A 19,028-nucleotide genomic window follows, 5' to 3' on the forward strand; every position below is an offset into this window, starting at 1 on the left:
ACCCCTCCCCCCCCCCCCCCCCCCCCTCCCCCCCCCCCCCTCCTCCCCCCCCCCCCCCCCCCCCCCCCCCCCCCCCCCCCCCCCCCGCGGACTCACCCCTGCTGCTTCCTCGCGGCCTCGATGAACGCCTCGAAGAGGGGGAGCGTGTCGCTGCCCAGCTCGCCGTGCGCCTGGAGGCCGGCGAGGAACGGGGCCGACGGGTCCTCGGCCTCGGCGCCCTCGATGACCCCGTCGTCCGACCAGGCGGTGGCCACCAGACCGGCGCCGAGTTTGTCGATGCCCTGGTGGTGGTGGCAGTAGACGGTGGCGGTCGGCCCGAGAGTGCTGCCGAGCAGTGAATCGGGCTTCACCTGGATCTCGCGCGGCTCGTACTTCCCGGGCACGACCGGGGAATGCTCCGGCAGATGCTGGTCGAGGGTGCCTCCGCGGATGATGGATATCAGCTGGAGGCCGCGGCAGACGCCGAGCACCGGAATCCGGCGCCGCTCGGCGATCGCGAGGGCGGCGAGCTCGGCGGTGTCCCGGGCCTTGTGCGGGGGAAACGTGAACTTCTCCCGCTCGGCGCCGTAAAGCGCGGGGTCGATATCGGCGCCGCCGCTCATCAGCAGCGCGTCGGCCCTCTCCATCGCGGCGTCCACGGCCTCGGGAATCGGCGGCACCATAACCGGCGCTCCACCCGCCTGGTGCACCTTCTCCATGTACTCCCAGGGGAGCAGGGCCACCGAAACATCTCCCCAAATGTTCCAGTTCACCGTACTCAGATCGGCGGTCACCGCCACGACGGGGCGAGTCATAGAATGTCGTCCTTCCCAATTCCAGCGAAATCGAGTTTCACTAGAGCGTTACTAGTGCGCTTCTCGGGTGCGCTCCACTTGTCCGCAGCGGGTACGGAGGCTTGGATCAAGAATTACATAGAGCACGCCTCTTTGGAAGAAATCCCAAAATAGGTATCGTGGAAACATCGCCGCCTTTCGGAAGAAAGCGGCCCGCCACTGCGCGCGTTCAACTGCGAGGCGATCGCAGTCGAACACCCCTATGGGGCGTGCGGAGCCTCTGCGTACCCTCACGGAAGTGATCGATCCATCGATCCGACCGGTCCAATAAACGGGGGAGACAACCATGACGGCCGCGACAGAGAACCCCGGCGCCCGTATGTACCAGGAGTTTCTCGGCGTCCATGCGATCCTTCGCCGGGGAACGGAACTGGTGGCGAACGCATTCGAGCGGCTCGGCGAGGGCGACGAGGTCAGCGTCAAGGAACTCATCGACACCACGCAGTGGCTCATCGACTTCACGCACCACCACCACGAGTCGGAGGACGAGCTCTTCTGGCCCGTACTGCACGGCCTCTACCCCGAGTCGGTGGTGTCCTTCGACACCCTCAACGAGGAGCACGCGGAGCTGGACCGGGAACTGGGCGGTCTGAGCCGGGCGGTGGAGCTCCTGACGGCGGCCAACGAGGGCGGCGAGCAGGTCGGCGACGCCGCGGTGACCGAGGCGGCCCGGGCCGGCCTGGCTGCGGCCCGCAAGGTCCGGGACATCCTGGCGAGCCACCTCGACACGGAGGAGCCGGTCGTACGCGACCTCTTCCCCGGCGTCCCCGGCGCGGAGATCGACCGCCTACGCACCGCGATCACCGAGGGCAGCCCCAAGTCCGGCGGCCACCTGGTCTTCGGCCTCCTGGAGGACCCGGACCAGGCCGAGGGCTACGACGAACTCATCGCCAGCTTCCCCCTCGCCTTCCGCTCCCACCGCCCCCAGCTGCTCCAGATGTACGTGGAAAGCAAGAACGCCCTGGGCCTGGCGGCACACTGACGCGCACGCGCGCACGCCGGGGGCACGGCTTCCGGGGGTGACCGGGATGCCGGGCCGAGTGACGCGCCGATCCCCATGATCGGGAGCGCACAGCGCCCCCACGGCGTTGTACGGGCAGGAGACCCCATGCGGAGGTGACCGCTCGTGTTCGGTAGTGCGCTCAATGAGCTGTTCGCGCCTGGTAAGCGGCACGAGGAGGAGGAGCGGCGAAGGCTGGAGATCACGCTGGACGAGGTGGGGGACGCCGATCCCGGGCGGGGGCCGATAGATCTGGCCAGCGGCAGCGTCGTCATACGGGTGCCGCCGCCTGTGCGGGACACCGACCCGGCTGAGGGCGCCGACGACCGTAAGGGTTAGTACGTACGCCGGAGGGCCCGGTATCCCGTCCGAGAACGGGATACCGGGCCCTCCAGCCGTATCACTCCAGCCACAGCGGCCGGCGACTACGCGTCGAAGACCTCCGACACCAGCTGCTCCTGCTCCTGCTCGTGCCGCTTCTTCGAGCCCACCGCCGGGGACGAGCCGTGCGGGCGCGAGATGCGGCGCAGGCGCTCGCCGTGCGGGATGTCCGCGCCGACCGCCAGGTCCAGGTGGTCGATCAGGTTGAGCGCGATGAACGGCCAGGCACCCTGGTTCGCCGGCTCCTCCTGGGCCCACAGGTACTTCTCGGCGTTCGGGAACTTGGCGATCTCGGCCTGGAGCTCGGCACCCGGCAGGGGGTACAGACGCTCCAGACGGATCAGCGCCGTGTCCGTCGCGCCACGCTTGTCGCGCTCCGCCTTCAGGTCGTAGTAGACCTTGCCGGCGCAGAAGACGACCTTGCGGACCGCGTTCGGGTCGACGAACTCGTCACCGATCACCGGGCGGAAGCCGCCGGTGGTGAACTCCTCCGCCTTCGACGCCGCGGCCTTCAGACGCAGCATCGACTTCGGGGTGAAGACGATGAGCGGCTTGTGGTGCGGGTTGTGCACCTGCCAGCGCAGGAGGTGGAAGTAGTTCGACGGGAGCGTCGGCATGGCGACCGTCATGTTGTTCTGCGCGCACATCTGGAGGAAGCGCTCGGGACGCGCGGACGAGTGGTCCGGGCCCTGGCCCTCGTAGCCGTGCGGGAGGAGCAGGGTGACGCCGGACGTCTGCGACCACTTCTGCTCCGCCGACGAGATGAACTCGTCCACGACCGTCTGCGCGCCGTTGACGAAGTCGCCGAACTGCGCCTCCCACATGACGAGGGATTCCGGACGGGCCAGCGAGTAGCCGTACTCGAAGCCCATCGCCGCGTACTCGGAGAGCAGCGAGTCGTAGACGTTGTACCGCGCCTGCTCCTCGGTGAGGTACATCAGCGGGGTGTAGTCCTCGCCCGTCTCCTGGTCGACCAGGACCGCGTGGCGCTGGCCGAACGTGCCGCGGCGGGTGTCCTGGCCGGAGAGGCGGACCGGGGTGCCCTCCATCAGCAGCGAGCCGATGGCCAGGGTCTCGCCCATGCCCCAGTCGATCGTGCCGTCCTCGACCGAGGCGGCGCGGCGCTGCAGCTGCGGCATCAGTCGCGGGTGGACCTTGATCCGGTCGGGGATGTTCACCTGCGACTCGGCGATGCGCTTCACGACCTCCTGGGAGACCGCGGTGGTCACCGCCGCCGGGAACTCGGCCTGCGGCTCCGGGGACTGGATCTCGCCCGGGTGCGAGGTGGCCTCGCGGACCTCGGCGAAGACCTTCTCCAGCTGGCCCTGGAAGTCCTGGAGCGCCTGCTCCGCCTCTTCCAGGGTGATGTCGCCGCGACCGATCAGCGACTCGGTGTACAGCTTGCGCACCGAGCGCTTCTTGTCGATCAGGTTGTACATCTGCGGGTTGGTGAACTGCGGGTTGTCGCCCTCGTTGTGACCGCGGCGGCGGTAGCAGATGAGGTCGATCACGACGTCCTTGTTGAACGTCTGGCGGAACTCGAAGGCCAGGCGGGCCACGCGGACCACGGCCTCCGGGTCGTCGCCGTTCACGTGGATGATCGGCGCCTCGATCATGCGGGCCACGTCCGTGGCGTACATGGAGGAGCGCGACGACTCCGGGGCGGCGGTGAAGCCGACCTGGTTGTTGATCACGATGTGGACCGTGCCGCCGGTGCGGTAGCCGCGCAGCTGCGACATGTTCAGGGTCTCGGCCACGACACCCTGGCCCGCGAAGGCCGCGTCACCGTGCAGGGCGACCGGCAGGACCGTGAAGTCCGTGCCGCCCTTGTTGATGACGTCCTGCTTGGCGCGGACGACGCCCTCCAGGACCGGGTCCACCGCCTCCAGGTGCGAGGGGTTGGCGACGAGCGAGACCTTGATCTGCTCGCCGTCCAGGCCCGTGAAGGTGCCCTCGGCGCCCAGGTGGTACTTGACGTCGCCGGAGCCGTGCATCGACTTCGGGTCGAGGTTGCCCTCGAACTCGCGGAAGATCTGCGCGTACGACTTGCCGACGATGTTGGCGAGGACGTTCAGGCGGCCGCGGTGGGCCATGCCGATGACGACCTCGTCCAGACGCGACTCGGCGGCGCTGTCGATGACCGCGTCGAGCAGCGGGATGACCGACTCGCCGCCCTCAAGGGAGAAGCGCTTCTGGCCGACGTACTTGGTCTGCAGGAACGTCTCGAACGCCTCCGCCGCGTTCAGACGGCGCAGGATCCGCAGCTGCTCCTCGCGCTCCGGCTTGGAGTGCGGGCGCTCCACGCGGTCCTGGATCCACTTGCGCTGCTTCGGGTCCTGGATGTGCATGAACTCGATGCCGGTGGTGCGGCAGTACGAGTCGCGCAGGACGCCGAGGACGTCGCGCAGCTTCATCAGGGACTTGCCCGCGAAGCCGCCGACCGCGAACTCGCGCTCCAGGTCCCACAGCGTGAGCCCGTGCTCGGTGATGTCCAGGTCGGGGTGCTTGCGCTGGCGGTACTCCAGCGGGTCGGTGTCGGCCATGACGTGGCCGCGGACCCGGTAGGAGTGGATCAGCTCGAAGACGCGCGCGGCCTTGGTGACGTCGTCGTCGTGCGAGGCGTCGATGTCCTTGAGCCAGCGGACCGGCTCGTAGGGGATGCGCAGCGACTCGAAGATGTCGTCGTAGAAGCCGCCGTCGCCGAGGAGGAGGTTGGCGACGATCCGCAGGAACTCGCCGGAGGCGGCGCCCTGGATCACGCGGTGGTCGTACGTCGAGGTGAGGGTCATCACCTTGGAGATGCCCAGCTTGTTCAGGGTGTCCTGGGAGGTGCCCTGGAACTCGGCCGGGTAGTCCATCGAGCCGACGCCCATGATGACCGACTGTCCGGGCATCAGACGCGGCACGGAGTGGACGGTGCCGAGGCCGCCCGGGTTGGTGAGGGAGACCGTCACACCCGAGAAGTCGTCCATCGTCAGCTTGCCCTGGCGGGCCCGCTTGACGATGTCCTCGTACGCCTGCCAGAACTCGAAGAAGTTGAGCGTCTCGGCCTGCTTGATGCCCGCGACGACCAGCTGGCGGTCGCCGTTGGGCTTCACCAGGTCGATGGCGAGACCGAAGTTGATGTGCTCCGGCTTGACCAGGGTGGGCTTGCCGTCCTTCTCCGTGAAGGAGTAGTTCATCGACGGCATGGCCTTGATGGCCTGCACCATCGCGTACCCGATGAGGTGGGTGAAGGAGATCTTCCCGCCCCGGGCGCGCTTCAGGTGGTTGTTGATGACGATCCGGTTGTCGAACAGCAGCTTCACCGGGACCGCGCGGACGGACGTGGCCGTCGGGACCTCGATGGAGGCGTGCATGTTCTTCGCCACGGCGGCGGCGGGGCCGCGCAGTGTGACGTACTCCGGACCGGCCGGGGCCTCGGCAGCAGGCTGCGCGGCGTTGGCCGCTCCAGTGGAGCCGGTGCTTGCACCGGGGGCCTTGGCCGCGGGCTTCGCCACGGCGGGTGCCGGGGCAGCCGCGGCAGGCTGCGCCGGAGCGGCCGGGGCCGGGGCGACAGGGGCCGGCGCGGGAACGGCCGGAGCCGGGGCCTGGACGGCGGGCGCCGGGGTGGCGGGCGCGGCGGCCGGGGCAGCGGCGTCGGGGGCGGCTACCGCAGCCCCCGCGGCTGCGGCGGGAGCACCCGCGTCGGGCTTGTCCGCCGTACCGGCAGAACCCGGCTTGTAGTCGGCGAAGAAGTCCCACCAGGCACGGTCGACCGAATTGGGGTCCTGGAGGTACTGCTGGTAGATCTCGTCGACGAGCCACTCATTGGCACCAAAGCCGGCTGCAGGGTTCTTGCCCTGCCCGTCTTGGTCGGTCGAGACGCTCGAATTACTGGGGGACTGAGACGACACGGCGGCAACCGCCCTCTTCCGCTTCACAAGGTGATGGACAGCGGAAATAAAGGCTACGCCTCCCTGGCCTGGAGGTGCAGACCGGGCGTGCCACAGTCGCGTAAGTCACACCGGAAAGCGAGTTTCAGGGCAGGATTTGGCGGGAAACGGATCAGGTTCTGCTAGTGAGTGGGTACGACTCGCCGCGGCCACGGCCCCCCGAGGAGTGTGACCCTCACCACGCATACGCAGAACGTGTGCTTCCGGTTCGAACCCTACGTCAATTCGTCGTCCGGGGGGCGCCCGGAAGAGTGACCTGGATGCGGCATCCGCGCGACGATTCGGCCACGCCGATGTGGCCGCCGTGCAGATCCACCGCCCAGCGGGCGATCGCCAGGCCCAGGCCCGTACCGCCGTCGCTGCCCGGCCCGTGCGGCGCCGAGGCGTCGCCCCGGTTGAACCGCTCGAAGACCCGGTGCCACTCGGACTTCGGGATGCCCGGGCCCTCGTCCAGGACCTCCAGGTCCAGCGACTCGGGCTGCGGGCCGCGCCGGGCCCGTACGGTGACCCGGCCGTGCGGCGGCGAGTGCTTGACCGCGTTGTCGATGAGGTTGGCCACCACCTGGTGCAGCCGCTCGCGGTCCGCGTGCGCGGTCAGCTCCGGCGGCGAGACGTCCAGGTGCAGATGGACGTCGGTACGGGTGTGGTTGCCGGAGCCGGAGGAGAGCCCGCGCCGGGAGGCCGCCAGATTGGCCTCCTTGAGCACCCCGGAGAGGTACGGCCACACCTCGAAGCGGTGCGCCCGCAGCGGTACGACGCCGTTGTCCAGGCGGGACAGGTCCAGCAGGGTCTCCACCAGGCGCCCCAGCCGTTCCGTCTGCTTCAGGGCCGTGCGCATCGTCTCGGGGTCGGCGGCCGAGACGCCGTCCACCACGTTCTCCAGGACCGCCCGCAGCGCCGCGATAGGTGTGCGCAGCTCGTGCGAGACATTCGCCACCAGCTCCTTGCGGTGGCGGTCAACGGCCTCCAGGTCGTCCGCCATGCGGTTGATGGTGGAGGCGAGGTCGCCCAGCTCGTCGCGGCGGCCGTCGCCGCGCACCCGGCGGGTGTAGTCGCCGTGCGAGATCGCCCGGGCGACGGTGTTCATCTCGTCCAGCGGCGCGGTCAGGCCGTGCGCCACGAACTGGGTGATCAGCAGGGTGGCTATCACCGAGAAGACGGTGATGAACCGCAGCTCGGTGCGGGTCTGCACGGCCACCATGAGCAGCCCGGTGGTGATGAAGACCGAGACCACGACGAGCGTGCCCAGCTTCGTCTTGATGGAGATGGATACCTCCCGCAGGCCGCCCCTGAGCCGGTCGCGCACCCGGTCGCGGGCCCGGGCGCGCGGCTCGCTGCGCCGGGCCCGCCCGTTCACCGCCCCGGCCGCCGCCCGGCTCATGGCGCCGGGGTCTCCAGCGCGTAGCCCACGCCGTGGACCGTACGGATGCGCTCGGCCCCGATCTTCCGGCGCAGCGCCTTGATGTGGCTGTCCACGGTCCGGGTGCCCGAGGCGTCCGCCCAGTCCCAGACCTCCGCGAGCAGCTGCTCGCGGGAGAGCACCGCGCGCGGGGTGTTGGCCAGACAGCTCAGCAGGTCGAACTCGGTCGGGGTGAGGTGGACGTCCTCGCCGCGCACCCGGACCCGGCGCTGTGCGTGGTCGATCTCCAGCTCGCCCAGGCGCAGGATCCCGGTGCGCGGGGTGGCCGCCGCGAGCGTGGCCCGCTCGACCCGGCGCAGCAGGACGTGCACCCGGGCCGCCAGCTCCCGCATGGAGAACGGCTTGGTCATGTAGTCGTCCGCGCCGACGCCGAGCCCGACCAGCATGTCCGTCTCGTCGTCGCGGGCCGTCAGCATCAGCACCGGGACCGGCCGGCGGGCCTGGACCCGGCGGCAGACCTCCAGGCCGTCGAAGCCCGGCAGCATGATGTCCAGGACCATCAGGTCCGGCTGCCACGCCTCGGCCGTGTCCACGGCCGCGGGGCCGTCGAGGGCGGTCTGGACCTGGAAGCCCTCGGCCCTCAGCCGTGCCGCGATGGCGTCGACGATCGTCGTGTCGTCCTCGACGACCAGCACCCGGCGCTGGGCGCCGGGGGTCGCCGCGACGCCGTTGTGGGTGGTGTGTCCCTGCTCCATCGCCCCGCCCTGATATTGCTTCCGGGGATCCGTGGGGTGATCCCCTGTGTCCGTCAGAGACTAGAGGCACCGGCCGCGTCCCGGCTACGCAGGGCGAACGGCGAGATGGACCACGTCAGGGACGCCCCGGGCAACTGTGATCTCTTCGGTCCTAACCCCGGAGAATCCGGCATTACGGAGAGCCCCCTCGAAGGCGGGGGACGGCTGTGCGGACCACACCGCCAGTACTCCGCCGGGGGTGAGCCGGTCCCGGCAGGCCGCGAGGCCGGTGGGGGAGTAGAGGCTGTCGTTGCTCTGGGTGACGGTCCAGTCGGGCCCGTTGTCGATGTCCAGGCAGAGCGCGTCGAAGGTGTCCGGGGCACTGGTCACGTAGGCGACCAGATCGGTGTGCAGGACCTCGGTGCGGGGGTCGGCCAGGGCGGCCCGGGAGAGCGGCGCCAGGGGGCCCGAGCGGTGCCAGTCGATGACCGCCAACTCGCGTTCCACCACGGCGATCCGGCCCCACCGGGCGTCGGCGGCCGCGTGCGCCAGCGAGAAGGCTACGCCGAGCCCGCCGATGAGCACCGAGGGCCGCTCGCGGCCACCCGGCAGCGCCTCGTACGCGGCGTCCACGAGCAGCCTCTCCGAGCGTCCGTCGGAGGTGTCCATCAGGAACGTGCCGTTGGCGATGATCTCGAAGTGCGAGCCGCGCCGCCGGAGCACCACCTCTCCGTACGGGCCCTCGCGCCGGTCGAGTACGACCGGGGCGTCGATCGGGTCGGCGATGGGCATCGAAGGACCTCCTCGTGAACGGAGCGAACGGCTCGGGGACTGACGCGCGGTCCGCGCCAAAGGTTGTCCAATGTGGCACAAGTCATAGACGTGGTGGGGAGCGTTCGCAGAGGGTGAGCGTTGTAGAAACGTAAGCAGCAAGGCCGGACGATCACCGGCGCGGCTTGTGGTTCCGGGTGCGAGCGTGCGGCGCCCGGTGGAAGGGGCCTCACCGGTGCACCCTGGAAGAACGCGGGACCCTGCTGGGCTGCTCGACGGCATCCCGCGGCAGCGGCCGACGGCTCGGTTGACGGCGGACGAGATGCCGGAGGGCGGGGACATCGCGAAGCCCCCTGTGGCGGCCGGGTCCGCCGAGGCGTCCGCCGGGCCGCGGGCGCGTGCCTGTCCGCGCCGCGCCGTCCGGCTGGTGCCGACCCCGACGGGCACGCCCTTCACCTTCGCGTACACGCTGCTGCTGCTCATGACGTCGCTGTACACGGAGTTCGGCGACCCGGACACGGTCCGCACGCTGCTCGAAGGCTCCAGCACGGATGTGCAGCACCTCACCCGCACCCCGGTGCTCGTGCTGGTCGCCAGCGCGCTGTGGATCGCGGGCGGCATCTCCTCGCCGTGGGCCGTCGGCTTCGTCTTCATCCTCACCGCGCTCGAGCGCCGCGTCGGCGGGCTGCGCACGGCCGGGGTGTTCCTGCTCGGGCATGTGGTGGCGACGCTGGTCACCGAGGTGCCGGTGGGCGTCTCCGTCATGGCGGGGCAGCTTCCGGACTCGTCGCTGCACCGCCTCGACTACGGCATCAGCTTCGGCCTGATGGCCAGCGTCGGTGCGCTCGCGGGTCTGCTGCCCCCGCTGCTGCGGTGGCCGCTGCTCGGCGTGATGACCGTGCTCCTGGCCCAGGACCTGCTGGACATGGTGGATCCGCTGGCCAGCTGGGGCCATCCGACCGCCCTGCTCGTCGGTATCGCCTGCTGGCCGGTGCTGCGCCGGGCGGACGGGCGCCGGGCCGCCCGGCGCGATGACGGGCCGTCAGCGGTAGCCGACGGGCAGATTGGCTCGTACGTCCCGTAGCGCCGGGCTCTGATGGATGTCGTCGGTGAGGACGACGTGTCCCTCGTACGTGAACTGGTACATCAGCGCGTCGGCGATCGGGCGCCCGGTCGGGCGCGGCGGCAGATGCGCGAAGTCGGCGTCCTTGAGGGCCTCGCGGAGCTTGGCCAGGGCGTCGGGCGACAGCTGGCCGGTGGTGGTCTGCCCGTCCCGGCGCGTCGAGGTGTACGAGCCGTCGGCCTTGACCACCAGCTCGTTGTGCAGCCCCGCGAACCCGCCGCTCACCACCATCTTGAGCAGCTGCCCGTGCTGGGCCGGCGGCGGGGGCGTGGCGCTGTCCGGTGAGGCGGGCGGCGGGGTCTGCGCGCTCAGGGTCGTGCTCGGCGCCGGGGTGGGCGACTTGGAGGCGCCGTCCGCCGTGGAGCTCGTGGAGTCGCAGGCCGTCGCCGCGAGCAAAGTGACGAGCAGCAGCGCGCCGGCCGTCGTCCTGGTCCTGCCGGTGAGGCTCATGCAGCCGAGGATGCCGGATCAGTGGGAGCGAAGTACAGGCTGGCCATGGGTGAGCGCGTCGTCCAGCCGAGCGATTCGTACAGGGCCTGCCCCTCGGGGGTGCCGACCAGGACGCCGGTGGTGGCCCCCGACGCGTGCGCGCCGTTCTGGAGCGCGCGCATGACCAGGCTGCCGAGCCCCCGGCGCCGGTGCTCGGGCGACGTCTCGATCTGGTCGGCCACGGCGGTGGCGCCGGTGGGGGCGATCTGGCCGCGCGCGGCGAAGTGGCCCGCCTCGGTGCGCACCAGGACGCGCAGCACGCCGCCGGTGGTCCAGCGGGTGAGCGTGTAACCGGCCGGGACCTCGGTACCGGCCGGGGCCAGCGGCACCGTCATCAGGTAGCCGGGCTGGTCGTCCTGCCAGCCGGGGCCGAGCCACGGCCGGACCGTCTCGTCGTCCGCGAAGAGCTTCAGCCAGGTGCCGGGCGCGGAGGTCGCCTCGACCAGCTTGCGCACCGAGGCCTCGTCGGGCTCGGGCAGGACGTGCCGGGCGACCTGCTTGACCTGGCCGACGTCGATGGTCCAGCCCCAGGGCTCGGCGACCGGCGCCGCCGCACCGCGCGACACGACCCACCCCTTGGCCCAGGCCTCGACGAGCTCCGGTACGGATTCCATGGCTGTCCCTCCCGTGGTAGCGATACGAGTAATAGTCTGTTGCTGCCTGTGACTATTACAAGTGATGATCGCTCAGAGCGAACGGCTGCGGGGGAACATTCCTCAGCTCACATGCATTGAGTCGGCATAGCTCAACTTGACTGCCGAAGGGGAGATCATGGCTCACTCGTCCGCACCGCTCACCCTGCCCGTGCTGCCGCTCGACGACGAGGTCGTGCTGCCCGGGATGGTCGTGCCGCTGGATCTGTCCGACACCGAGGTGCGGGCTGCCGTGGAGGCCGCCCAGGCGGCCGTCCGGGCCGACGGCCCCTCGGCGGGCAAGCCCAGGGTGCTGCTCGTCCCGCGCATCGACGGGGCCTACGCCGCGACCGGCGTGCTCGGCACCGTGGAGCAGGTCGGCCGGCTCTCCGACGGCGACCCGGGGGCGCTCATCCGCGGTGTGTCCCGGGTGCGCATCGGCGCCGGGACCACCGGCCCGGGCGGAGCCCTGTGGGTGGAGGGCGCGACGGTCGAGGAGACCGTCCCCGAACCCCTGCCCGGCCAGGTCACCGAACTGGTCAAGGAGTACAAGGCGCTCGCCACCGAGTGGCTGAAGAAGCGCGGTGCCTGGCAGGTCGTCGACCGCGTCCAGCAGATCGAGGGCGCCGCGGCCCTCGCCGACAACTCCGGCTACTCGCCGTTCCTCACCACCGCCCAGAAGGTCGAGCTCCTGGAGACGGCCGACCCGGTCGCCCGTCTCAAGCTCGCCACCGAGCACCTGCGCGAGCACCTCGCCGAGCAGGACGTGGCCGAGTCCATCGCCAAGGACGTACAGGAGGGCGTGGACAAGCAGCAGCGCGAGTTCCTGCTGCGCCGCCAGCTCGACGCCGTACGCAAGGAGCTGCGCGAGCTCAACGGCGAGTCGGAGGGCGACGAGTCCGACGACTACCGGGCCCGCGTGGAGGCCGCCGACCTGCCCGAGAAGGTCCGCGAGGCCGCCCTCAAGGAGGTCGGGAAGCTGGAGCGCTCCAGCGACCAGTCCCCGGAGGGCTCCTGGATCCGCACCTGGCTGGACACCGTCCTGGAACTGCCGTGGCAGGAGCGGACGGAGGACGTGTACGACATCACGGGCGCCCGCGCGGTCCTGGACGCCGAGCACGCGGGCCTGGAGGACGTGAAGGAGCGCATCACCGAGTACCTGGCGGTCCGCAAGCGGCGCGCCGACCGGGGCCTCGGTGTGGTCGGCGGGCGGCGCGGGGGCGCGGTGCTCGCGCTCGTCGGCCCGCCCGGCGTGGGAAAGACGAGCGTCGCGGAGAGCGTGGCCCACGCCATGGGCCGCAAGTTCGTCCGCGTGGCCCTCGGCGGCGTCCGCGACGAGGCCGAGATCCGCGGCCACCGGCGTACGTACGTGGGCGCGCTGCCCGGCCGGATCGTCCGGGCCGTCAAGGAGGCCGGGTCGATGAACCCGGTGGTGCTGCTCGACGAGATCGACAAGATCGGCTCCGACTTCCGCGGCGACCCGGCCGCGGCCCTGCTCGAAGTCCTCGACCCGGCGCAGAACCACACGTTCCGCGACCACTACCTGGAGGTCGAGCTCGATCTGAGCGACGTCGTCTTCCTGGCCACGGCCAACGTCCTGGAGGCCATCCCGGAGGCGCTGCTCGACCGTATGGAGCTCGTCCGCCTCGACGGCTACACCGAGGACGAGAAGGTCGTCATCGCCCGCGACCACCTGCTCCCGCGCCAGCTGGAGCGGGCCGGTCTCGACGCCGGTGAGGTGGTCCTGGAGGAGGCCGCACTGCGCAAGCTCGCGGGCGAGTACACCCGCGAGGCGGGTGTGCGGAACCTGGAGCGCTCGCTCGCCCGGCTGCTGCGCAAGGCCGCGGCCCAGCACGAGACCGGCGAGCGCGAACTGCCCTTCACGGTCACGCCCGACGATCTGCGCGCGCTCATCGGCCGCCCGCACCACGTCCCCGAGTCCGCCCAGGACCCGGCGGAGCGGCGCACCTCGGTGCCCGGCGTGGCCACCGGCCTCGCGGTGACCGGGGCCGGCGGCGACGTCCTGTTCGTCGAGGCGTCCCTGGCCGACCCGGAGACGGGCGCGGCGGGTCTGACCCTCACCGGCCAGCTGGGCGACGTGATGAAGGAGTCGGCGCAGATCGCGCTGAGCTTCCTGCGCTCGCACGGCGCCGAGCTGGAGCTGCCGGTGGCCGACCTCAAGGACCGGGGCGTGCACGTCCACTTCCCGGCGGGCGCGGTCCCCAAGGACGGCCCGAGCGCGGGCATCACCCTGGTGACCGCCCTGTCCTCGCTGCTCAGCGGGCGGCTGGTGCGCACCGACGTGGCGATGACCGGTGAGGTGTCGCTGACCGGCCGGGTGCTTCCGATCGGCGGCCTCAAGCAGAAGCTGCTCGCCGCGCACCGGGCGGGCATCACCACGGTGGTGATCCCCAAGCGCAACGAGCCGGATCTGGACGACGTGCCGGCGGAGGTGCTGGAGAAGCTGGACGTCCACCCGGTCAGCGACGTCCGCCAGGTCCTGGAGATCGCCCTGGCCCCGGCGGAGGTGCGGGTGCCGGTGGCGGCGTAACCCGGAGCCGTACGGGGAGAGCCGTACGAGAAGGCCGCGCGGGAGGCTACGCCCGCGCGGCCTTCTCGTACAGCTGCCGTGCCCGCGCGTCGAAGAGCACGGCGGTGGAGGCCACATCGGTGTCGCCGCCGCTCAGCACGCCGATGAGCCGGCCGAGGTGGTCAGGCCCCCGGTAGTCCGCCAGCCACGGACTGCCGCTGGTGCCGGTCCAGAACCCGGCGCAGTCGATCCGCACGTCGCTGGACAGGTCGGTGTCCGGGCGGGTGTCGGTGGTGCAGGCGATGGGCCGGTTCTCCGGGTTGTGGTCCTCGTCCGGATAGCCGAAGACGGTGACCCGGCGCCGCGGCCCCGAGCTCCAGTCGGGCTCGGCCGCCCCCACCACGCTCTGCACACTGCGGCCCTTGGCGTCCGGTTCCAGCGTCAGGAAGGCGTAGTCGAAGGAGTCGTCGCCGTCCCCGGACCACCGCTCGTCGGTCTGTACGGCCCTGACCTTCCAGGTCCCGTACGGGTACGAGCCCTTGACCGCGCCGGAGAAGCCGGGCGCGAAAGCCATCGAGCCCGCCGACCCGGAGTCCGCGCAGTGCGCGGCGGTGGCGACGACGTTGCCCTTGGGGCTGGCGACGACGCTGGCCGTGCACCAGTGCTTGTCGCCGTCGACCAGGACGCCCACGGACGGCAGTCCGGCGGTCCCGGCGGCGGACGACTGCGGGGCGGGCGCGGGCGGCACCTCGTCGGGCCGGTCCTGCTGGGGCGCCGAGGCGGCCGACCAGCCGCACCCCGTGACCAGGGCCAGCATCCCGGCGGCGGACACCCGCCCCACTGTTCGCAGCACGCGCATGGTGACCATCCTGTCGTATGACGGGACGTAAAGCGGTGAGGCCTCCGACGCGGGTCGGCGCGCCGGGGGCCTCACGTACAAGCGCGTGTACCAGCCGTTGGCCAGGGCCTGCAGCCGGTCGTACGCCCCGTTGGCTGCGTCTTCCCGGGGGATGACCCCCGGACCCCCGGCCGGGGCAGCCGTGCTAGCCGTTGGCCAGAGCCTGCAGCCGGTCGTACGCCCCGTTGAACTTCGAGTGGTCGCCGACCGTCGGGCCGGACGAGGTGTACTGCCACATCGTGTAGTAGCCCCAGCCGGCCGGGAGGGTGCCCGGGTCGGTGTTGTAGCGGGCGATCCACAGCGGGTTGGTGGAGCCGAAGGCGGCGGAGTTGCCGGTGCACTGGGTCCACCAGCTGGTGGCGGTGTAGATGACCGCGTCACGGCCGGTGCGGGCCCGGTACTGGTTCACGAAGTCGCGGATCCAGTTGACCATTCCCGCCTGGGAGAGCCCGTAGCAGGCGGCGCCGTACGGGTTCCACTCGATGTCGAGCGCACCCGGCAGCGTACGGCCGTCGCGCGACCAGCCGCCGCCGTGGTCCACGAAGTAGTTGGCCTGGGTCGCGCCGCTCGTGGTGTCCGGCGTCGCGAAGTGGTACGCGCCGCGGATCATGCCGACGTTGTACGAGCCGTTGTACTGCTGCGCGAAGTACGGGTTGGTGTAGTACGTGCCCTCGGTGGCCTTGACGTAGGCCCACTTCACCCCGCTGTTCCACAGGGTTGTCCAGGCGACGTTGCCGTTGTGGCTGCTGGTGTCGACGCCCTCGGTCTGGACTGCGCGGGTACCGCGCGGCGGACCGCCGGTGCCGTCGTGCGCGGCGACCCCCATGCCCATGGTGGCGGAGCCACGGGCGGGGGTCTGGGCCGCGCCGGACGTGCCGGGGGCGGTGAGCAGGAGGGCGAGGGCCGAGAGGAGGATTCCGGCCGCGGCGAGGGGACCGCGACGGGCCGTTCCGGGTCTGTGCACGGGCATTGCGTGCCTCCGAAAGGCGTGGGTGGGGGGACGTGCCGGGGATTCGACATGTCGTTGTGGACATGTCATACGAGAAAAGCTACGCACGTAGAACGTGACGCGAAAGAGGTTCTGGAACTGTCATTGGCCCAGGCCTCTGACGGGACGGCTCAAGCGGGTGCGAGCTGCGCCGACCGCGAGCGGCTGCAAGTAACTTTCAGCCGTGGGCAGTTGACGGGCAATCAGCCCGTCTTCCCGTGCTGCCCGCCTCCCCGCCCGGTCACCCCGATCGCATTCGCGCCAAAGTCCTCATCTCAACTCACATGCCCCATTGAGGAGTTCAGGCCCCACAGGCTTGCATGGCCATGACCAGTCGGCGCCCACCGGCGCCACCGGCCTCCCCGCGCGGCCGACGCCGTGCGCGGGAGGCATCCGCATCGGCCCGTGGAGGAAAGACCTTGCACAAGCCCAGAGCAGGCAGAGCCGGAGCAGGCGGCACCCGGGGGAACAGGACGGCCGGCTCACCGGCCCGGGGCGCGGGCGTCGCCGCGCTCCTCGGGGCGGCGGCCCTCCTCGCCACCGCGGTACCGGCGGCTCAGGCCGCGCCCCCGGCGCAGGCGCCGGCCGCCGACGTCGTGCCCGGCACCGGCACCGAGACGCCCGCCCTCGTGGACGGCCTCCACGAGAGCGCCGACGCCAAGGCGGCGCCCGCCGACGCGGCCCGCGGCCACCTCGCCGCCAAGGAGAGCCGCTACCGGATAGCCGACCCCGGCCGCGACCTCAGCCCCGTCCAGACCCTCAAGCAGGGCGAGGACGAGACCGTACGGCTGCAGCAGAAGCACCACGGCGTCGCGGTGCTCGGCGGCCAGTACGTGGTGCGGATGGAGAAGAAGGACGGCAAGCGCGTCGTCACCGGGACCTCCGGCAAGTACTTCACCGGCCTGACCACCGCCACGAAGGCGACCGTCGCCGAGGACGTCGCCGTGCGCCGGGCCGTCTCCTCGGTCGCCGCCCGCATCGGCGGCGCCACCCTCGGCAAGAAGGACGTCCAGCCCTCCGAGGGCGCGAAGACGAAGGCGGCGGCCGCGCTCACCGGGCGGGCGGGCGGCCTGGTCGTCATTCCCAAGGGCGCGGGCATCCTCACCTACCGCGTCACCGTGCGCGGCACCGACACCGCCACCGGCAGGCCGGTCCTGCAGGACGTGTACGTCGACGCCCACGCGGGCTTCCCGGTGCTCCAGTACAGCCTGATCAAGACGATCAACACGCCGAAGCCCGGGGGCGAAGCCGCGCACCCGGCCGGAAAGGCGGCGGCGAAGCCCGCCGGGCGGACGGCGCCGGCCGCCACCACCAACCCCGGCACCAGCGGCACCGGCGTCAGGTCCAACGGCGACCAGGTCCCGCTGGACATCTACTTCGACGGCGCGGCCAAGCAGTACAGCCTCGTCGACTACGCGCGGATGGCGGGTTCCAGCAAGAACACCCTGCACACCTGGGACGCGCGCGCGGTCGACGTCAACGACGCCTCGGGCCGCTGGCCGGACGGGCTCAAGGAGTTCACCAACCCGGCCCCCGACTACAGCGGCGACGCCACCGAGTCCGGCGCGGTCGACGCCCACTGGGCGGCCGGGCAGGTCTACGACTACTACAAGAACGTGCACGGCCGCGACAGCCTGGACGGGCGCGGCATGACCATCAACTCGCTGGTCGGCGTGACGTACGCGGGCGGCCCGTTCGTCAACGCCTTCTGGGACGGCCAGAAGATGGTGTACGGCGCCGGGGACGAGCAGTACAAGACGCTCTCCGCCGACCTCGACGTCGTCGGCCACGAGATGACGCACGGCGTGGTCGAGAACACCGCGGACCTCGTCTACGCGGGCCAGTCCGGCGCCCTCAACGAGGCGCTCGCGGACTACTTCGGCAACGCCATCGACGTCACCGCGAGCGGCGCGAAGATGGACGACCCGGACGCCGGGCTCATCGGCGAGGACCTGTGCCGCACCACCAAGCCGCGCGAGTGCGCCTTCCGCGACCTCAACGACGGCCGCACCACGGCCAAGGACTACCTCGGTGTCTCCTTCGGCACCGACAACGGCGGCGTCCACCTCAACTCGACGATCTTCTCCGGCGCCCTGTGGGACATCCGCCAGGACCTCGACCCGAAGAACCCCTTCCTCGCGGACCGGCTGGTCTACAAGGCGCTCTCCACGTACATGACCCCGCTGGACGGCTACACCGAGGCCCGCAACGCGGTCGTCGCGGCCGCCAAGGACCTGGGTCTCTCCGCGAAGCAGCAGAACGTCGTCAAGCGGTCGTTCAACGCCCACGGCATCGTGCCCGGCTGGGAGAACGCCATCGGCGTCGACTCCGACCGCCTCTTCGGCAAGCTCAACATCGCCGGTACGGGCACGGCCGCGGGCGGCGGCTGGTGGGCCACGTCCAAGTCCAACGACGACGGCAGCGAGGCGTACTCGATCTACGCCGGGCGGGTCGACGGCAACGGCACGCCCAAGCTGATCAGCCCCAACGACGGGCGCTACCACGTGTATCCGGCCACCGACGGCAAGACGGTGGTGTGGGCCGCGTTCGGCACGTCCAGCCTCGACATCCTGTCCCGGCCGATCGCGGGCGGCCCCATCAAGACGCTGTACACCTCGTACACCAACGTCCAGAACCTGCACGTCGAGAACGGCACCGTGGTCTTCGAGTCCTTCGACCCGTTCGGCGGGCGGCACGTCGGCTTCCTCAAGCCCGGCGACCGCGAGCCCACCTGGGTGGACGGCGGCAAGTACGAGCTCGGCACCGCGCTGCCCTCGCTGAAGAACGGCAAGATCGCGTACGCCAAGCTCTACCCGGGCGAGAGCGACTACAAGATCGGTGTCGAGACGTACGACATCGCCACCGGGAAGACGCACCTCGCCCAGCAGCTCGGTGAGCCGCAGGCGATCGGCCAGACCGGCATCACCGGCAAGAACGTGTTCTGGCTCGTCGACGAGAACCTGGCCGACCAGGGACAGCTGGCGGTGCGCCGGTCCACCCTGGAGGGCACCGGCACGGCGGACATCAGCGCCGAGTCCGGCCCCGGCGCGCTCATCCCGTTCGACCTGACGGCGACGGACGACGCGGTCACGGTGAACACCCTGCTGCCGGACACCCAGTACCGCAATGAGACCCTGCCCAAGCTGTGGCAGCTCAGCGCCGACGGCACTCGCAAGGAGCGCCTCTCCTGCAACCGCGGCGAACAGCTGTACCCGTCCGCCGCGGGCGGGCGGCAGGTCGTCTGGCTGGACGGCACCACCGGCTGGACGGACCTGGTCACCCGGGAGCGGCCGGCGGGCACCTGCTGAAAAGCGCTCCCCGCGTGACGCGTAATTGAGCCAAAGGGCCCCCGGT

Annotated in this window: 14 protein-coding genes; 5 read left to right on the top strand and 9 right to left on the bottom strand. The window is 71.0% G+C overall.

The window, feature by feature from the left end:
• Positions 1–92 precede the first annotated feature (92 nt).
• Positions 93–794, bottom strand: a complete 702-nt coding sequence (locus tag ACZ499_RS28145) for a gamma-glutamyl-gamma-aminobutyrate hydrolase family protein (RefSeq protein ID WP_468679037.1) — start codon at positions 792–794, stop codon at positions 93–95.
• 325 nt (positions 795–1,119) lie between these two features.
• On the opposite strand from ACZ499_RS28145, the gene ACZ499_RS28150 reads away from it, so the two are divergent.
• Positions 1,120–1,815, top strand: coding sequence for a hemerythrin domain-containing protein (locus ACZ499_RS28150; RefSeq protein WP_468679039.1), 696 nt, complete (start codon positions 1,120–1,122; stop codon positions 1,813–1,815).
• A 144-nt stretch (positions 1,816–1,959) separates the two neighbouring features.
• The gene (locus ACZ499_RS28155; protein ID WP_468406306.1) at positions 1,960–2,172 is read left to right on the top strand and encodes a DUF6191 domain-containing protein; all 213 of its coding nucleotides are present in this window, start codon (positions 1,960–1,962) and stop codon (positions 2,170–2,172) included.
• An 86-nt stretch (positions 2,173–2,258) separates the two neighbouring features.
• Here the strand turns inward: ACZ499_RS28155 and ACZ499_RS28160 are convergent, their stop codons facing one another.
• The 4 genes from ACZ499_RS28160 to ACZ499_RS28175 form a co-directional block, all read right to left on the bottom strand.
• Positions 2,259–6,110 carry a multifunctional oxoglutarate decarboxylase/oxoglutarate dehydrogenase thiamine pyrophosphate-binding subunit/dihydrolipoyllysine-residue succinyltransferase subunit gene (locus ACZ499_RS28160; RefSeq protein ID WP_468679041.1) on the bottom strand — a complete coding sequence of 1,284 codons (3,852 nt, stop codon included), beginning with the start codon at positions 6,108–6,110 and terminating at the stop codon, positions 2,259–2,261.
• 259 nt (positions 6,111–6,369) lie between these two features.
• Complete coding sequence (locus ACZ499_RS28165) at positions 6,370–7,530, bottom strand: HAMP domain-containing sensor histidine kinase (RefSeq protein WP_468679044.1); 1,161 nt, start codon at positions 7,528–7,530, stop codon at positions 6,370–6,372.
• Complete coding sequence (locus tag ACZ499_RS28170) at positions 7,527–8,264, bottom strand: response regulator transcription factor (RefSeq protein ID WP_466824047.1); 738 nt, start codon at positions 8,262–8,264, stop codon at positions 7,527–7,529. The genes ACZ499_RS28165 and ACZ499_RS28170 overlap by 4 nt, the downstream gene beginning before the upstream one ends.
• Positions 8,265–8,348: 84 nt before the next feature.
• Positions 8,349–9,035 carry a spermidine synthase family protein gene (locus tag ACZ499_RS28175; RefSeq protein ID WP_468679046.1) on the bottom strand — a complete coding sequence of 229 codons (687 nt, stop codon included), beginning with the start codon at positions 9,033–9,035 and terminating at the stop codon, positions 8,349–8,351.
• Positions 9,036–9,249: 214 nt separating this feature from the next.
• On the opposite strand from ACZ499_RS28175, the gene ACZ499_RS28180 reads away from it, so the two are divergent.
• A complete protein-coding gene (locus ACZ499_RS28180; protein WP_468679047.1) occupies positions 9,250–10,098 on the top strand; it encodes a rhomboid-like protein in 849 nt (282 codons plus the stop codon).
• Here ACZ499_RS28180 and ACZ499_RS28185 read toward each other — a convergent pair.
• The gene (locus ACZ499_RS28185) at positions 10,057–10,587 is read right to left on the bottom strand and encodes a hypothetical protein (RefSeq protein ID WP_468679048.1); all 531 of its coding nucleotides are present in this window, start codon (positions 10,585–10,587) and stop codon (positions 10,057–10,059) included. The genes ACZ499_RS28180 and ACZ499_RS28185 overlap by 42 nt on opposite strands.
• A complete protein-coding gene (locus ACZ499_RS28190; protein ID WP_468679050.1) occupies positions 10,584–11,240 on the bottom strand; it encodes a GNAT family N-acetyltransferase in 657 nt (218 codons plus the stop codon). The genes ACZ499_RS28185 and ACZ499_RS28190 overlap by 4 nt, the downstream gene beginning before the upstream one ends.
• A 157-nt stretch (positions 11,241–11,397) precedes the next feature.
• On the opposite strand from ACZ499_RS28190, the gene lon reads away from it, so the two are divergent.
• Entirely contained in the window at positions 11,398–13,809 is a 2,412-nt protein-coding gene (gene lon, locus ACZ499_RS28195) for an endopeptidase La (protein ID WP_468679051.1), read from the top strand.
• Positions 13,810–13,855: 46 nt separating this feature from the next.
• Here lon and ACZ499_RS28200 read toward each other — a convergent pair whose 3' ends face one another.
• Together ACZ499_RS28200 and ACZ499_RS28205 are read right to left on the bottom strand one after the other, a co-directional pair.
• Positions 13,856–14,647, bottom strand: coding sequence for a trypsin-like serine peptidase (locus ACZ499_RS28200; RefSeq protein WP_468679053.1), 792 nt, complete (start codon positions 14,645–14,647; stop codon positions 13,856–13,858).
• A 184-nt stretch (positions 14,648–14,831) separates the two neighbouring features.
• Positions 14,832–15,656: a lysozyme gene (locus tag ACZ499_RS28205; RefSeq protein WP_468679055.1), complete on the bottom strand. Its 825-nt coding sequence runs from the start codon at positions 15,654–15,656 to the stop codon at positions 14,832–14,834.
• 437 nt (positions 15,657–16,093) lie between these two features.
• Between ACZ499_RS28205 and ACZ499_RS28210 the strand changes: the two genes are divergently transcribed.
• Positions 16,094–18,982 carry a M4 family metallopeptidase gene (locus ACZ499_RS28210; RefSeq protein WP_468679057.1) on the top strand — a complete coding sequence of 963 codons (2,889 nt, stop codon included), beginning with the start codon at positions 16,094–16,096 and terminating at the stop codon, positions 18,980–18,982.
• Positions 18,983–19,028: the final 46 nt, after the last annotated feature.

This window comes from Streptomyces sp. NPDC031265, assembly GCF_055570295.1.

Excerpts from the sequence above, each read along its gene's own strand:
- ACZ499_RS28205 (WP_468679055.1), bottom strand. The coding sequence starts at position 15,656 with ATGCCCGTGCACAGACCCGGAACGGCCCGTCGCGGTCCCCTCGCCGCG.
- ACZ499_RS28185 (WP_468679048.1), bottom strand. The coding sequence starts at position 10,587 with ATGAGCCTCACCGGCAGGACCAGGACGACGGCCGGCGCGCTGCTGCTC.
- ACZ499_RS28175 (WP_468679046.1), bottom strand. The coding sequence starts at position 9,035 with ATGCCCATCGCCGACCCGATCGACGCCCCGGTCGTACTCGACCGGCGC.
- ACZ499_RS28145 (WP_468679037.1), bottom strand. The coding sequence starts at position 794 with ATGACTCGCCCCGTCGTGGCGGTGACCGCCGATCTGAGTACGGTGAAC.
- lon (WP_468679051.1), top strand. The coding sequence starts at position 11,398 with ATGGCTCACTCGTCCGCACCGCTCACCCTGCCCGTGCTGCCGCTCGAC.
- ACZ499_RS28150 (WP_468679039.1), top strand. The coding sequence starts at position 1,120 with ATGACGGCCGCGACAGAGAACCCCGGCGCCCGTATGTACCAGGAGTTT.
- ACZ499_RS28190 (WP_468679050.1), bottom strand. The coding sequence starts at position 11,240 with ATGGAATCCGTACCGGAGCTCGTCGAGGCCTGGGCCAAGGGGTGGGTC.
- ACZ499_RS28165 (WP_468679044.1), bottom strand. The coding sequence starts at position 7,530 with ATGAGCCGGGCGGCGGCCGGGGCGGTGAACGGGCGGGCCCGGCGCAGC.
- ACZ499_RS28170 (WP_466824047.1), bottom strand. The coding sequence starts at position 8,264 with ATGGAGCAGGGACACACCACCCACAACGGCGTCGCGGCGACCCCCGGC.
- ACZ499_RS28200 (WP_468679053.1), bottom strand. The coding sequence starts at position 14,647 with ATGCGCGTGCTGCGAACAGTGGGGCGGGTGTCCGCCGCCGGGATGCTG.